This window comes from Primorskyibacter flagellatus, from assembly GCF_900176485.1.
Classification (GTDB): domain Bacteria; phylum Pseudomonadota; class Alphaproteobacteria; order Rhodobacterales; family Rhodobacteraceae; genus Primorskyibacter; species Primorskyibacter flagellatus.
In genome coordinates this window covers 56,301-71,022 of the sequence record NZ_FWYD01000011.1, presented here as the reverse complement: position 1 = coordinate 71,022, position 14,722 = coordinate 56,301, and the positions used below count along the sequence as shown (strand labels likewise).

Here is a 14,722-nt window from a genome sequence, read left to right as displayed (position 1 = left end):
ACAGGATACAAAAATGCGGCTTTTACTTAGTGGTCTGGCGCTGGTTGTGCTTGGCGCTTGCCAGCCTGGAATTCCAGATAGCGGCGCGGGAGCCGGTTTTGAAAGTTACGAAGATCGCGCCCGACGCGATGTCGCCTTGGAGGGAAGTTCCATCCCGCCGGTCTCGGCCGTCAGTCAGGGGCCGATCACCGACGGCGCGCCAGATCCGATAGACGCCGCCCGAGCGGCCCTGTCCGATGATGCCGAACAAAATTCCGGCGTGGTGCCGATCAACGCGTCGCCCACCAACGCAGCGCCCCAGGTTGTGTCGAACGCGGCGGGCATTTCCGACGAGAACGATTTCAACGCCGTGTCGGGCGAGCGCAGCATTGAAAGTGACGCAGCCCTCATCGCACGCAACCGCGCGCAATACGAGGTCGTGCAGCCCACCGCGCTGCCGACGCGCAGCGGGTCCAGCGGGCCCAATATTGTCGAATACGCGCTGCGGACGTCCAACCCCAAGGGGACGCCGATCTTCAGCCGGTCCGGCTTTAACGCCCAATCGAAGTTCCAGCGCAACTGTGCGCGGTTTGATTCGGCAGATCTGGCGCAAGAGGATTTCCTCGCCAACGGCGGCCCGCAGAAGGACCGCAAGGGACTTGACCCGGATGGCGACGGCTATGCCTGCGCTTGGGATCCCGCACCGTTCCGCACGGTGCGCGCGGTCAACTGACACCGCTGTTGCATCCTTCGCCCAATTTCGGGCCGCGGCGTGATGGTGCCCGGCCGGATATGGTGGTGATTCACTATACCGCGATGACCAGCGCCCAAGAGGCGCGGGACTGGTTGTGCAATCCGCAGGCCGAGGTTTCCGCGCATTATGTGATTTCGCGGTGCGGCACGGTCTGGCAACTGGTGGATGAAGAGATGCGCGCCTGGCATGCCGGGGCAGGGGCTTGGGGCGGCGTGTCGGATGTGAATTCCCGCTCTGTCGGCATAGAGCTGGCCAATACCGGCGCAGAGCCTTTCCCAGAGCCGCAGATGGCCGCGCTGGAGGATTTGCTGCGTGGCATCACGGCGCGCTGGCAGGTGCCGCCAGAGCGCGTCATCGGCCATTCCGACCTTGCCCCCGGCCGCAAGATAGATCCCGGTCCGCGCTTTGACTGGCGGCGGCTGGCGCTGCGGGGCTTCGCAGTTTGGTCGGATAGCGATTTGGATGCTGAGGGCGACGACACCCCGGCCGAGCTTGACGATCTGGGCAAGACGCTTGAAGCAATCGGCTATACGTCCGACGCGGATATGACGACGAAGCTGGCCGCGTTTCGGCTGCGCTATCGCCCTGCCGCCACGGGGCCCGCGTCGCGGGCCGACAGCGCGCTGGCTTTGAAACTCGCGCGTGACTATCCCGTTGACCCGGTGCCACGCAACGCCTAACAGATCGCTTGCGCGGAGGGCCGGATGGCCGCGGGGCAGCAATGTTCCGAGGAAAGTCCGGACTCCCTGAGGCAACGGTGCCGGGTAACGCCCGGGCAGGGCAACCTGACGGAAAGCGCCACAGAAAACAGACCGCCTGTCATACCGGAGGTACGCCAAAGGAAATTATGACGGGTAAGGGTGAAACGGTGCGGTAAGAGCGCACCGGGGGCGTGGCAACACGCGCCGCATGGCAAGCCCCACCGGGAGCAATGCCGAATAGGGACCTCGGGCGGGTTGATCGGGCAACCGACATCACCGCAGGGCTGCTTCAGCCCAGAGGTCCGGGTTGGCAGCTAAAGGCGTCTGGCAACAGGCGCCGTAGAGGAATGGTCATCGAACCCAGGGTTTCGGCCCCGGGGGAACAGAATCCGGCTTACAGGCCCTCCGCGCAAATTTGACCACGAAACCATCCACCGCTGCCCCAAGGCCATGTGTCGTTCTTGCCGGTCACAGGGCCGCCTTGTTGTGGCCAATCGTGCTGTTCTCATATGGCCACCCCGGCCACAGGAATGGCCCGTGTGGATCACATCTCGATGATGGGGGCGACTTCGACAGTGCCGCCATCCTTCAGCATCGGGCAGCCCTTGGCCATCTCGCAGGCCGCCTCCGGGCTGTCGGCCGTGACAATGGTGTAGCCCGAAAGCGGGTTCGACCCTCCATTGTCGTCAACACTGCCCGAGGACACCGTCATGGACATGCCCACCGGGTTTCCGGGATCGGCCACCGCATCGCCCATGTCCTTGTACCACTCTTCCCAGGCCGCCATCGCGGCCGCACCTTCTTCTTCCGTCTCGGGCATTTTTCCACCGTGAAATGCAAAGATGAAGTTTGGCATGAAATTTCCTTCCTTTAAGTAATTGGCCCGAGGGCCGGGATGGATGCTTTGCAGGGCCTGTGCCACCGGCACCCGACAAGCCGCGCTGAGGGCGGGTTCCAGCCATTCGTGGGGTAGCACAAGCCGTGTGCGATCTTCGTCCAGCGCGTCCAGCGAGATCATAGCATGGTTTTGGGTGCCGTGCGCGTGGTTCCGTTCATGCCAATCCCCAAGCAAGAGGCACAAGCGCAGGTCCAGAAACCTTCGCCAAGTTGGACCTTTCAGCGGCTCCCTTCGAACCAATGGGTGACGCAAACGCTAAGTTGGACAACTAAACTGGTCGCGTGGCGCGCAGTTTTGGATCAACTAACAGGAAAACAGGGTTTTTTCGATGAGATACCCGGCTAACTGGTTGACTCGGGCGCGTGTCGCAGTAAAAGGCGGCTTCTAGGATATTCACGGGACGCATCCGCGCCCGGTGCAGGAGACGACCCATGGCGAAGCCTACCACAATCAAAATCCGCCTGAACTCGACCGCAGGCACGGGCCACTTCTATGTGACCAAGAAAAATGCGCGTACGATGACCGAAAAAATGGCCGTTCGTAAGTACGACCCGGTTGTGCGCAAGCATGTCGAGTACAAGGAAGGCAAGATCAAGTAAGATCTTGCACCCGCTGCCCGTTCGGGTGGCAGCTACAGTCAAGACCGCGCGGCCCCAAGGCTGGCGCGGTTTTTTCGTTCCGGACGAGGGTGAGTAGGCGTTGGGCCTGTCTGAGCTTGAATGCGTCTCAACGTCCATGAGATCGCACTGCGATCTAGCGAGAGTTCTGGTTTGCACCGTCATATCGCACGAAAAACCCCGCCGGATGATGGGTCCGGCGGGGTCATGTCTGTCAGTCTTGAAGAGATGGGTTATTCGCGATTGCCCATCAACTGCAGCAGGAACATGAACATGTTGATGAAGTCGAGATACAGGCTCAGTGCGCCCATGATGGCCGCCTTGCCAAGCCACTCGCTGTCACCACCCTGAGCATGTGCCAGATAGGTGTTCTTGATGTTCTGCGTGTCGTAAGCCGTCAGGCCTGCGAAGATCAGCACACCCAGTACCGATACGGCGAAAGCGATTGCCGAGGATGCCAGAAAGATATTGACGATCGAGGCGACGATCAAGCCGATCACGCCCATGATCAGGAACGACCCCCAGCCCGAGATGTCCTTCTTGGTGGTGTAGCCCCAAAGGCTAAGCCCCGCGAAAGAAATCGCGGTCACAAGGAACACCTGAATGATCGAGTAGCCGGTGAACACAAGGAAGATCGAGCTGAGCGAAAGGCCCATCAACGCCGCGAATGCGTAAAAGACAAGCTGCACGCCCGCTGCGGAGAGACGTTTCATCGCCGCACCGATGCCGAAGAAAATAAACGCCAGCGGGGCGAACATGATCACCCATTTCAGCGGGGATGCATAGACTGCCTGCCCAAGACCCGTCAGAAACTTGTCCGTGCCGATCTGGATGCCCGTCACGCTGGGATCCGTGGTCACAGCAAGGCCTGCAATCGCCCAAGCGGCGAGGAAGGTGATGAACATGCCGACGGACATCGTGCCGTAGACCTTGTTCATATGGGCGCGAAGACCCTCGTCAATCTGGGCTGTGCGAGCGCCTGCCGCACCTGTCCGGATTGTGTTGTATTCAGCCATTGAAGCCTCCGAATGAAGAACCGGGCGACCGAAGACATTCTTCGGCCATTGCCGTCAATATCGGAGCAGAACCAACTTTTTTCAAGGCCAATGAGACGCTTTGCCTAAGATAGGTCAGCCCAGCAGCGCAAGCGCCGCGGCGTGAATTTCCGGATTGGCGGCCGCCAGCGCGCAGCCGCCATTATGGGCAGGGTTGCCTTGCCAGTCGGTGACAATGCCGCCTGCGCCCTCGATGACAGCGATCGGGGCTTGAATGTCATAGGCGTTCAGCCCGGCCTCGATCACCAGGTCCACCTGACCTGCGGCAACCAGCGCATAGGCGTAGCAATCCATGCCGTAGCGCGTCAGGCGGGCCGTGGCGGACACCCGCTGAAACGCCGTCCGTTCCGCGTCGCTGCCAATCTCGGGGAATGTGGTGAACACGATGGCTTCGGACAGGTCACGGGCGGCGCGGCAGGCCAGACGGCGTGTGCCCTGTGGCCCGATGCATTCCGCCGCGCCGAACCCGCCATGAAACCTTTCGCCGATATAGGGCTGGTCGATGACGCCCAGGATCGGGCCGGTTTCGTCGGCCAGAGCGATCAGAACGCCCCAGGTGGGGGTGCCCGACAGAAACCCGCGCGTGCCGTCAATCGGATCAAGCACCCATGTCAGGCCGGATGTGCCGGGCATTTCGCCGAACTCTTCGCCCAGAACGGCATCGTCTGGCCGCATCTTGGACAGCACATCGCGCATTGCGTCCTCGGCGGCCTGATCGGCGATGGTCACCGGGTCGAAACCCGCAGCAAGTTTGTTGTCGGCGGTCAGTGATGCGCTGCGGAAATGCGGCAGAATCGCGGAACGGGCGGCATCCGCCAACGCGAAAGCCACCCGTCTGAATTCTTGCATCGCTTCGTCGGAATATCCGGCCATGGTCCCTCCGGCAGATGTGATCCGCCTTTAGCTACCTCAGCCCGGCTGATGGCTCAAGCAACGTCGGACAGAACCCTGGCAAGCTCGAACAGGCGACGGCGCTGATTTTCCGGGATCGCATAGTAGCTGCGCACCAGATCCAAAGCTTCCTTGTCGCCAAGGATGTCGGCGGGCGCCGATTCTTTCGACTCGGTTTCCGTGGTTTCCAGCCCTTCGAAGAAAAAACTGACCGGAACTTCAAGCGCGTCGGCGATGTCCCAAAGCCGGGAGGCACTGACCCGGTTCGCGCCGGTTTCGTATTTCTGGATTTGCTGGAATTTGATTCCCACACGTTCGGCAAGCTGCTGCTGCGTCATGCCGACGAGCCAGCGGCGGTGTCGGATACGCTTGCCAACATGTACATCTACAGGGTGCGTCATACGTTTTTCCTTCGTCACTTTTACCAATGTCACAACATACCGAGAGAAGCCGCGAAACGGCCCTTTCAATTTGCAACAGCCGCGCACCCCTACAGCATCTAAATACTTATCTTTGAAAATGCTAACTAGCAAGGTATTTTGATCCATCGCAGGTATACTAGGTTAATTTTACGCAATCTAGACTTGCGTGACGTACAGTCACCTTTTGGATTCATGTAGGCTCTGCAACAGTTTGACAAGTTAAGTAGTTTTGTCGCGTAATTATGTCCAACACAGGAGCTTGCATGCTTGGATATCAGGTCACATCACATCAGACACCCGCCCGGCTGGAAAAACTGGCGCTGCCAAGGCCCGGCCCGGAAGAGATTCGTGTCAAGATCGCGGCCTGCGGGCTGAATTTCGCGGACCTTCTGATGCAGAAGGGAACCTATCAGGACACGCCCGCGCTGCCTTTCGTGCCAGGGATGGAGGTCGCAGGCACGGTCGATGCCGTGGGCGAGGGAGTGGAGGGGTTTGCGCCCGGCACCCGCGTCGCGGTGTTCGGCGGGCATGGCGGGCTGGCTGAATACGGCTGTTTCCCGGCAGCGCGTGCGGTTGTCTTGCCCGACGCCATGCCTTTTCCCGAAGCGGCTGCCTTTCAGATTGCCTATGGCACAAGCCATGTTGCGCTGTCGCACCGGGCGCGTCTGCAACCGGGGGAGACACTGCTGGTGCTGGGCGCTGCCGGCGGCGTTGGCCTGACGGCGGTTGAGATCGGCAAGCTGATGGGGGCCAAGGTCATTGCCTGCGCGCGCGGAGCCGACAAGTTGCAGATCGCCCGCGATATGGGGGCTGATCACCTGATCGACACCGAAACGGCGGATCTGCGCGCCGAGGTCAAGGCGCTTGGCGGTGCGGATGTGGTCTATGATCCGGTCGGCGGGGATCTGTTCAAGGCCGCCTTCAGGGCCTGCAACCCCGAGGCGCGGATCCTGCCCATCGGCTTTGCCAGCGGCGATGTTCCCCAGATCCCGGCCAATCATCTGCTGGTCAAGAATATTTCGGTGTTGGGGCTCTATTGGGGGGGGTATATGGCATTCCGCCCCGAGGTGATCACCGACAGTCTGGCGGAACTGCTGCGCTGGTATGAGGAGGGGCGCATTCATCCGCATGTCAGCCATTTGCTGCCACTTTCCAGCGCGGCGGAGGGAATGGATCTGCTGCGCTACAGGCGCTCCACTGGAAAGGTCGTGATCGAGATCGGATAGGTCGTGGGGCCTTCCCACATCGGCTGGACCGGGGTAAGCTGAGGCGCACCGGTCGAGTCCTTGCCCTTTCTGTCGCCGGTCCAATGCGTTCTCCGAAAGGGACTGACACTTCAGGAGGACTGTAACAGATGACAGAAATACTGATCCGCAATTGCGCCCATGTGCTGACCATGGATGACGAGGCCCGCGAATTGAGCGGCTGCGACATCCTGCTGCGCGATGGGGTAATCGCGGCCATCGGCCAGGGCTTGCAAACGACTGGCGAGATCGTGGACGCTGCCGGTGCGCTGGTCACCCCCGGTCTCGTCAACACGCATCACCATCTTTACCAAGCGCTGACCCGTGCTGTCCCCGGTGCGCAGGACGCGCTGCTGTTCGGGTGGCTGAAGACGCTCTACCCGATCTGGGCAGGGTTCACGCCGGACCATATGCGCGTCTCGGCTCTGACAGGGCTGGCGGAACTGGCCTTGTCGGGCTGCACGATGACCTCGGACCACCTTTACCTCTATCCGAACGGGTCGCGGTTGGATGATACGATTGATGCCGCCAAGGAAATCGGCCTGCGGTTTCACCCGACGCGCGGCGCGATGAGCATCGGCGAAAGCGCGGGCGGCCTTCCCCCCGACAGTCTGGTGGAACGCGAAGACGAGATCCTGCGCGACGCGATCCGTGTGATTGATGCGTTCCACGATCCGGCCGAAGGGGCGATGATCCGCGTTGGCGTGGCACCTTGCTCACCTTTCTCGGTGAGCCGTGAGTTGATGCGCGACGCGGCGCTTCTGGCCCGCGACAAGGGGGTGATGCTGCACACCCATCTGGCCGAGAACGACGAGGACATTGCCTATTCACAAGCGCAGTTCGGCTGCCGACCGGGGCAATATGCCGAAGAGCTGGGGTGGACCGGCGCGGATGTGTGGCACGCCCATTGCGTGAAGCTGGACGCACAAGAGATTGATCTCTTCGCGCGCAGCCGCACCGGTGTTGCGCACTGCCCTTGCTCCAATTGCCGATTGGGGTCGGGCATCGCACCCGTGCGCGCGATGCGCGATGCCGGGGTGCGTGTCGGGCTTGGCGTGGACGGATCCGCCTCCAATGATGCGGGAAATCTTGTGGCAGAGGCGCGACAGGCGATGTTGCTCCAACGGGTGTCGCGCGGCGCAGATGCAATGAGCGCGCGCGAGGCGCTCTATATTGCCACCCGAGGCGGGGCCGAAGTTCTGGGCCGAGACGATTGCGGTCAGGTGGCCGTGGGCAAGCGTGCGGACCTAGCACTTTGGGATATTGGCGGCATCGAAAGCGCAGGAAGCTGGGACAGGGCCGCGCTGTTATTGGCGGGGCCAATGCAGGTGCGTGATCTCTTCGTCGAAGGCCGACAAGTGGTGCGGGATGGTCATGTGGTGACGATTGACCTGCAAGACGTCATCACTCAGCAGACCCGGCTGGCGCGGGCGCTGGCAGAGAGCGCGTGATCGCGCGGCAAAGACGGCGTATAGTCTGGCGATCGTTCTTCCCAAGAATCCGGGACGGTTGGCGATAGTGACGCCAATTTCCGTCGTGCCGTAAATCAAACGCATCTCGGTGCCAAAAACCTGATCAACATAGGTCGCGATTTCCGAGCAGACTGGCTCGTCCGTGAAGGACAGCTTGTCAAAGGCGCGGGTAAAATTCTTGGCCTCGCCGGAATTACGCGTCATCCGGTATTGCGTTGCCGCAGCGGCGAGGTTGGTGATGCGAAAATCATGCAAGGCCCGCGGCAGGCGGACGGACTCGAAATCGCCGCTGCGTCTGCTTGCCGACATGCCCATCGCCATCGGTGCAAGCGTGCCATGCGGACCCCCATGGCCCAAGCGGGCGATGACGGGCAAAAGAAACGATCGCCGGGACGGGAGATCGCCCCCGACACAGCCACCCGGAAGAAGCGAGACCGTCGGCGGGACGACCGTCCTCACCCGCCTGATCTACCAACTGTGGCTGTTTCACGGCACGCAGATATGGACAAAACGTCAAGACCCGTGGCGGGCTGAAACGCAAAGCGGGCGACAGTTTCCTGTCGCCCGTGTTCTAAACTTCGGAATGGCTCCCCGATCGGGACGGGGCCTTTGTCATGCGCCGACGCAACGCCGGTTATTTCAGGACAGAACGGCCTGCAAATTCGGCGGTTACGCCCAGCATTTCCTCGATACGGATCAGCTGGTTGTATTTCGCAAGACGGTCGGAACGCGAAAGAGAGCCGGTCTTGATCTGGCCGCAATTGGTCGCGACAGCGAGGTCGGCGATGGTGGCATCTTCGGTCTCGCCGGAACGGTGGCTCATCACGTTGGTAAACCGTGCGCGATGGGCCATTTCGACGGCTTTCAGCGTTTCTGTCAGGGTGCCGATCTGGTTGACCTTGACCAGCATGGAGTTGGCGCAGCCTTGCTCGATCCCCATGGCCAGCCGGGCAGGGTTGGTCACGAACAGATCGTCGCCGACCAATTGCACTTTCTCGCCCAGCACTTCTGTCAGGGCGCGCCAGCCGTCCCAGTCATCCTCTGCCATGCCATCCTCGATCGAGATGATCGGGTAGTCGTTGACCAGCGCCTGAAGGTAGGCGACGTTTTCATCGGATGACAGAACCGCGTTTTCGCCCTTCATGTGATAGGCGCCGTCCTTGTAATATTCGGTCGCCGCGCAATCGAGGGCAAGATACATGTCCTCGCCCGCCTTGAAGCCCGCTTTCTCGATGGCTTTGAGAATGAAATCAAGCGCATCGCGGGTGGAGTTGAGGCCCGGCGCAAAGCCGCCCTCGTCGCCGATCCCGGTGTTGTGACCAGCGGCGGACAGCTCTTTTTTCAGAGTGTGGAACACTTCGGACCCCATGCGCACCGCTTCGCGGATGTTGCTGGCCGAGACCGGCATGATCATGAATTCCTGAATGTCGATCGGGTTGTCGGCATGTTCGCCGCCATTGATGATGTTCATCATCGGAACGGGCAGGACGCGGGCCGAGGTGCCGCCGATATAGCGGAACAGCGGCTGGCCGGTGAAATCGGCTGCGGCATGGGCTGCGGCGAGGCTGACGCCGAGGATCGCATTCGCGCCCAGACGACCTTTGTTATCGGTGCCGTCCAGCTCGATCATCGCGGAGTCGATGGCAACCTGCTCGGTCGCGTCAATGCCGACCAGCGCATCGGCAATCTCGCCATTGACGGCGGCCACGGCCTCCAGCACGCCTTTGCCCATGTAGCGGGCCTTGTCGCCGTCACGGCGCTCCACCGCTTCGTGTACGCCGGTCGAGGCACCTGATGGCACGGCGGCGCGGCCAAGTGTGCCATCCTCAAGGATGACGTCGACCTCGACGGTCGGATTGCCCCGGCTGTCAAGGATTTCGCGGGCGTGAATGTCGATAATGGTGCTCATTGGGGCGTCCTCGGCCTGAATGGAACTTCGGGGCAGTCATAGCATCTCGTTGGGGAAAGTAAACTGCGACCGTTAGCGCTAACCTCTTGCTTGCATGTGTGCCGGAACAGCCTTCACAGGCAGTCAGGGCATTTGCGAGGTTATCCGCGCCTCGATCAAGGGATCTCTGGCCAGCCGCCGTTCGCGCAGGAAAGAGTAAAGCCCCGATGCAATGATGATCGCAGCCCCGATCAGGGTCAGGGTGTCGGGCATATCGCCGAAAATCAGGATGCCGACGCTCATAGTGAAGACCAGCCGCGAATAGCGGAACGGCGCAACGGTCGAGGCAGGCGCCAGACGCATTGCCGCCGTCACGGCGTAGTATCCGGAGGTCGTGACCAGCACCGCACCGCCAACCTGTGCCAGCGCCATGACGTCAATTACCGGGACATCGCCCTGGATCAGCAACAGCAAGGCACCCACGGGAATGGTCGCGCCGAACCCCCAGGTGGACAGCGCGATCGAGGGGATATGGACAGGTGCCATGCGCGTTACCAGATCGCGCATCGCCAGTCCCACGACGCCCATAACAACGAAAAGCGTCGCAGGCGCGAAGCCCTCAAAACCCGGCCGCACGACCAGCAACATGCCCAGCAGACCCACAAAAATGGCCGCCCAACGCCGCCAGCCTACCGGTTCATGCAGCAGCAGCGCAGCACCCAGCGTGACCAGCAGCGGCGTGGCCTGCATGATGACCGCGACAAGCGAAAGCGGCACCAGGGCAATGCCCAGAACCATGCCCAGACCGCCCATCATCTCCATTCCGTTGCGCATCAGAACAAGCTTTTGCAGCGCTGTCTTGGTGAAGATCGGGACGCGTTGTATGCGCGCGACAATATAAAAGACCGTCGTGCCGCCGAGGCTGAGCATCACCATGACCTGACCCACCGGTATCCGTGCGGCTGCCAGCTTGATGAACATGTCGCTGAGCGCCAGGAAGGCCATCCCCAGAACCATCAGCATGATCGCGCGCAGAGGCATGGCGGGCTCTTTTCCTGTTGGTTTATGGGTGCGGTTGGTTTGGACCTAATTCAGCGTCCCGCGAATGACCAGTGTTGTTGAGCGCACAGACCAACCTGCGTCAGAGCACAGGGTCAGCGGCGCGCGCGCGGGGTGATGGGCACGCCATAAAGCTCCATCCGGTGGCCTTTCAGCCGGTAGCCCAGCTTTTCCGCAATCTTTTCCTGAAGCGCCTCGATCTCGGGGTCGACGAATTCGATCACTTCGCCGGACTGCATGTCGATCAGATGGTCATGGTGCTCGCGCTCTGCGTCTTCGTACCGGGCGCGGCCATCGCCGAATTCCAGCCGTTCCAGAATGCCCGCCTCTTCGAACAGCTTCACCGTGCGATAGACCGTCGCGATCGAGATTGCGGCGTCGCGTGCGCTGGCGCGCGCGTACAGTTCCTCGACGTCCGGATGATCGGTCGCTTCTTCCAGCACCTGCGCAATGGTCCTGCGCTGGTCGGTCATGCGCAGGCCCTTGGCCTCGCAGCGTTCGATGATCGTGTCGGCCATCCGCGGTCTCCGGTTTCGTGGCCTCGACGTTTAACGAATACCTCCGCCATGGGCCAAGCCTAAATTTGACATTGCGGCGCGACCTTTCGTCGGCCTGGCAGGGTAAAGGCGGGCCGGGTGGAAGGCAGGTCACGGTCAGGACGTGACGTGGGTAGGGCGGGTTGACTTTAGGGGCCTGCCAGCGCATATGCATGCCAACGCTACTCCCTGCCGCGTGAGCAGGACGGGCCGCGCCCCTTGTTGGTGCCCCTGATCGGAGTAACGGGAATGCTTCCACGATCACGCATGGGGCAGCGGAGTTGAAGGGCAGGCGGGCAATCGGCCCGGCCGCCGGTTTTGTCTCCGACCACCATGAGGGTGCCAATGCGTGCCCGACCACGGCTGCGCATGTCGCGTGGCCAGAGAAGGATTTTCCTTGACGACTTTTGAATCAATGGGCCTGCCGGCCCAACTGCTGAAACGACTTGCCGACCTAGGGCTGGATACGCCCACGCCGATCCAGGCCGGCGCGATCCCCGAGGCCCTGCAAGGCCGCGACGTGATGGGCCTTGCCCAGACAGGCACCGGCAAGACCGCCGCTTTCGGCCTGCCGCTGGTCACCGCAATGTTGGCAGAGCCAGGCAAGCCTGCCCCCAAGACCGTGCGCGGATTGGTGTTGGCCCCGACCCGCGAGCTGGTCAACCAGATCGCCGCAACCTTGAAGACCCTGACGGATGGCACGCCGATCAAGGTGAATATCGTTGTGGGTGGCGCGTCGATCAACGCGCAGATCAACCGTCTGGCGCGCGGCACCGACCTGCTGATTGCCACGCCGGGCCGCCTGATCGACCTTTTGGACCGCCGCGCGTTGGATCTGTCCAAGGCACGTTTTCTGGTGCTGGACGAGGCTGATCAGATGCTGGACATGGGCTTTATCCACGCATTGCGCCGGATTACGCCGCATCTGTCCAAACAGCGTCAATCCATGTTGTTTTCGGCCACGATGCCGAAACAGATGGAAGAGCTGTCAGCGGGCTATCTGACCAATCCGGTCAAGGTGCAGGTCTCGCCTCCGGGCAAGGCAGCCGACAAGATCGATCAATGCATCCACTTCGTGGCGAAGGCTGAAAAGCCGTCTTTCCTTGTGGAGCAGTTGGATGTCCACCGTGAAGAACTGGCGCTGGTCTTTACCCGCACCAAACACGGTGCCGACCGGCTGCTGAAGACGCTGGACAAGGCGGGTTACTCTGCGGCTGCGATCCACGGCAACAAAAGCCAGGGACAGCGCGATCGCGCGCTTCAATCGTTCCGCGATGGCAAGATCAAGGTGCTTGTGGCCACCGATGTTGCGGCCCGTGGTCTGGATATTCCGGCTGTGCGCCATGTCTACAACTTCGATCTGCCGAACGTGCCCGACAATTATGTCCACCGTATTGGCCGGACTGCGCGCGCCGGGGCCTCAGGCCGCGCGGTGGCCTTCTGCGCCCCGGACGAGATGGGCGAATTGAAGGCGATCCAGAAAATTATGAAGCTGACAATTCCCGTGGCGTCTGGCCGCCCGTGGGAGCCTGTCCGCGGTGAGAAACCCAAGCCAAATTCCAACCAGCGTCGTCGCCGTTCCGGCGGTGGCGGTGGGGGGAACGGTGGCAATGGTGGCGGTCGTCAACGCCGTCGCGCTGCCTGAACCTGTAGGCTGCCTGACCTGAAAATGCTGCGCTGCCGGGGATGAACTCCCGGCAGCGCATTTCTTTTGCACGCCGGTAATTTGCCGAAGGATCATTCCCTGCTTCGACAGCGATAGGATTCAGTTCATATGTCCGGCGGCGGCAATAGTGCCAAGGCGCGCTGGCCCGACGGTTTGCTAGATCGACGCTGTCAGTTACCCGGTGTCGGGCGACCGGGAAATGATCGATTAAAAATACATTTTTTGTCAAACGCTTGACCCTCACTGACATGTCGTGGCCGAGAGAATGGAAGATGAATGTTCTTGAATGCGGGTGCCGATAAACTTGCAATGAGGTGGAGAAATAACTTTACCAATTTAGACCGTTGCCGCTAACCTAGGGCATGTCGGGATGAGCCATCTGTAAAAAATGGCCCTCGGCGCATGTAAGGGAGGACAAAAACATGAACAAGATCACCACTCGGCGCAATGCGTTGCGGGCTTTTGCGGGCGCAGGTGCGACGGTGCTCGCCGCTCCGCATATTGCCACGGCAGCGTCTCATGGCACGACCTGGAAAATCCAGACAAGCTGGCCCGGTGGCGCTGGTCTTCAGATATTCAAGGACTGGTGCGCCTCTATCGCCGACAAGACCGGTGGCGAATTGGCGTTTCAACCCTTCGGTGCAAACGACGTGGTTGGCGATTTTCAGCTTTTCGATGCGGTCAAGAACGGTGTTCTGGATGCGGTGAATCCTTTCACCATCTACGCGCAAGGCATCATTCCGGCCGCGACGTTTCTGACCTCCATCCCTCTGGGCCTGCGCAACCCGCATGAATTTGATGTGTTTTACTATGGCCTCGGTGGCATCGACATTGCGCGCGAACTTTACGCAGCGCAGGGCATGCATTTCGTCGGTCCCGTGCATCACGGCCCAAACATCATCCACTCCAAGGTGCCGATCCGGTCGATTGACGATTTCGCGGGCCGCAAGATGCGCCTGCCGGGCGGCATGGTCGCCGAGATCTTCACCGCCATCGGCGCCGAGACCACGGTTCTGCCGGGGTCCGAGATTTTCCCGGCGCTGGAAAAAGGCACGATCGACGTGGCCGATTATGTGGGGCCCGCGGTGAACTACGCGCTCGGCTTCAGCCAGGTCACCGATTACATCGTCATGGGACCGCCCGGTTTCATGTCGCTCTACCAGCCCGTCGACATCATGGACATCACCGTGGGGCAGGCCGCGTGGGAGGCGCTGTCGCCAGAGATGAAGCAATTCGTCGAAATGGAAACCCACGTCTATTCAGACATGCATCACGCCGCCATCCAGGCTGCCGATCAGGAAGCATGGGCCAAATTCGAGGCCGATGGTACCGAAGTGACCCGCCTGTCTCAGGACGATGTGGAGTTGATGACCGAAGTCGCCGTGCCAATCTGGTTCGACTACGCCAACCGTGATCCGCAGGCGGCACGGATATTCGACATCCAGCTAAAGTACATGCAGTCCGGATCGCTTGGCTATGTGGATCCGGCGCTGACCGAGGGGCTAGAGCTGAAGCTCTGACCGTTTGAACATGTCTTTGT

At 61.0% G+C, this 14,722-nt stretch carries 14 protein-coding genes and 1 other RNA gene; 8 read left to right on the top strand and 7 right to left on the bottom strand.

Translation table 11 applies throughout. The features are described from left to right. Positions 1–13: 13 nt before the first annotated feature. From B8991_RS13640 to rnpB, 3 genes are all read left to right on the top strand, one after another. Positions 14–712, top strand: coding sequence for a hypothetical protein (locus B8991_RS13640; protein WP_084353548.1), 699 nt, complete (start codon positions 14–16; stop codon positions 710–712). Between the two features lie 8 nt (positions 713–720). After that, positions 721–1,413, top strand: a complete 693-nt coding sequence (locus B8991_RS13635; protein ID WP_143514601.1) for an N-acetylmuramoyl-L-alanine amidase — start codon at positions 721–723, stop codon at positions 1,411–1,413. 12 nt (positions 1,414–1,425) lie between these two features. Then, positions 1,426–1,847: RNase P RNA component class A (gene rnpB, locus B8991_RS13630), an RNA gene on the top strand. A 131-nt stretch (positions 1,848–1,978) separates the two neighbouring features. On the opposite strand, the gene B8991_RS13625 is transcribed toward rnpB, so the two are convergent. Continuing rightward, positions 1,979–2,452 carry a YciI family protein gene (locus B8991_RS13625; RefSeq protein WP_412780881.1) on the bottom strand — a complete coding sequence of 158 codons (474 nt, stop codon included), beginning with the start codon at positions 2,450–2,452 and terminating at the stop codon, positions 1,979–1,981. A gap of 311 nt (positions 2,453–2,763) precedes the next feature. On the opposite strand from B8991_RS13625, the gene rpmG reads away from it, so the two are divergent. Then, a complete protein-coding gene (gene rpmG, locus B8991_RS13620; protein ID WP_084353547.1) occupies positions 2,764–2,931 on the top strand; it encodes a 50S ribosomal protein L33 in 168 nt (55 codons plus the stop codon). A 251-nt stretch (positions 2,932–3,182) separates the two neighbouring features. On the opposite strand, the gene B8991_RS13615 is transcribed toward rpmG, so the two are convergent. From B8991_RS13615 to B8991_RS13605, 3 genes are all read right to left on the bottom strand, one after another. Then, complete coding sequence (locus B8991_RS13615; protein WP_084353546.1) at positions 3,183–3,965, bottom strand: Bax inhibitor-1/YccA family protein; 783 nt, start codon at positions 3,963–3,965, stop codon at positions 3,183–3,185. A 114-nt stretch (positions 3,966–4,079) separates the two neighbouring features. Further along, entirely contained in the window at positions 4,080–4,877 is a 798-nt protein-coding gene (gene hisN / locus B8991_RS13610) for a histidinol-phosphatase (RefSeq protein ID WP_084353545.1), read from the bottom strand. 53 nt (positions 4,878–4,930) lie between these two features. After that, the gene (locus B8991_RS13605) at positions 4,931–5,296 is read right to left on the bottom strand and encodes a helix-turn-helix domain-containing protein (protein WP_084353544.1); all 366 of its coding nucleotides are present in this window, start codon (positions 5,294–5,296) and stop codon (positions 4,931–4,933) included. 284 nt (positions 5,297–5,580) lie between these two features. Between B8991_RS13605 and B8991_RS13600 the strand changes: the two genes are divergently transcribed. Both B8991_RS13600 and B8991_RS13595 read left to right on the top strand, forming a co-directional pair. Continuing rightward, on the top strand, positions 5,581–6,543 hold the full coding sequence (locus B8991_RS13600; RefSeq protein ID WP_084353543.1) for an NADPH:quinone oxidoreductase family protein: 963 nt from the start codon (positions 5,581–5,583) through the stop codon (positions 6,541–6,543). A gap of 128 nt (positions 6,544–6,671) precedes the next feature. Continuing rightward, the gene (locus tag B8991_RS13595; protein WP_084353542.1) at positions 6,672–8,012 is read left to right on the top strand and encodes an 8-oxoguanine deaminase; all 1,341 of its coding nucleotides are present in this window, start codon (positions 6,672–6,674) and stop codon (positions 8,010–8,012) included. Between the two features lie 655 nt (positions 8,013–8,667). Here B8991_RS13595 and eno read toward each other — a convergent pair. From eno to B8991_RS13575, 3 genes are all read right to left on the bottom strand, one after another. Next, the gene (gene eno / locus B8991_RS13585; protein WP_084353541.1) at positions 8,668–9,942 is read right to left on the bottom strand and encodes a phosphopyruvate hydratase; all 1,275 of its coding nucleotides are present in this window, start codon (positions 9,940–9,942) and stop codon (positions 8,668–8,670) included. Between the two features lie 123 nt (positions 9,943–10,065). Beyond that, positions 10,066–10,962 (bottom strand): DMT family transporter, encoded by an 897-nt coding sequence (locus tag B8991_RS13580; protein WP_084353540.1) that lies wholly within the window; start codon positions 10,960–10,962, stop codon positions 10,066–10,068. A 113-nt stretch (positions 10,963–11,075) separates the two neighbouring features. After that, positions 11,076–11,498 (bottom strand): Fur family transcriptional regulator, encoded by a 423-nt coding sequence (locus B8991_RS13575; RefSeq protein ID WP_084353539.1) that lies wholly within the window; start codon positions 11,496–11,498, stop codon positions 11,076–11,078. A 415-nt stretch (positions 11,499–11,913) separates the two neighbouring features. Here B8991_RS13575 and B8991_RS13570 point away from each other — a divergent pair, with 415 nt between their 5' ends. Both B8991_RS13570 and dctP read left to right on the top strand, forming a co-directional pair. Further along, positions 11,914–13,161: a DEAD/DEAH box helicase gene (locus B8991_RS13570; RefSeq protein ID WP_412780878.1), complete on the top strand. Its 1,248-nt coding sequence runs from the start codon at positions 11,914–11,916 to the stop codon at positions 13,159–13,161. A 443-nt stretch (positions 13,162–13,604) separates the two neighbouring features. After that, the gene (dctP, locus tag B8991_RS13565; RefSeq protein ID WP_084353537.1) at positions 13,605–14,702 is read left to right on the top strand and encodes a TRAP transporter substrate-binding protein DctP; all 1,098 of its coding nucleotides are present in this window, start codon (positions 13,605–13,607) and stop codon (positions 14,700–14,702) included. Positions 14,703–14,722: the final 20 nt, after the last annotated feature.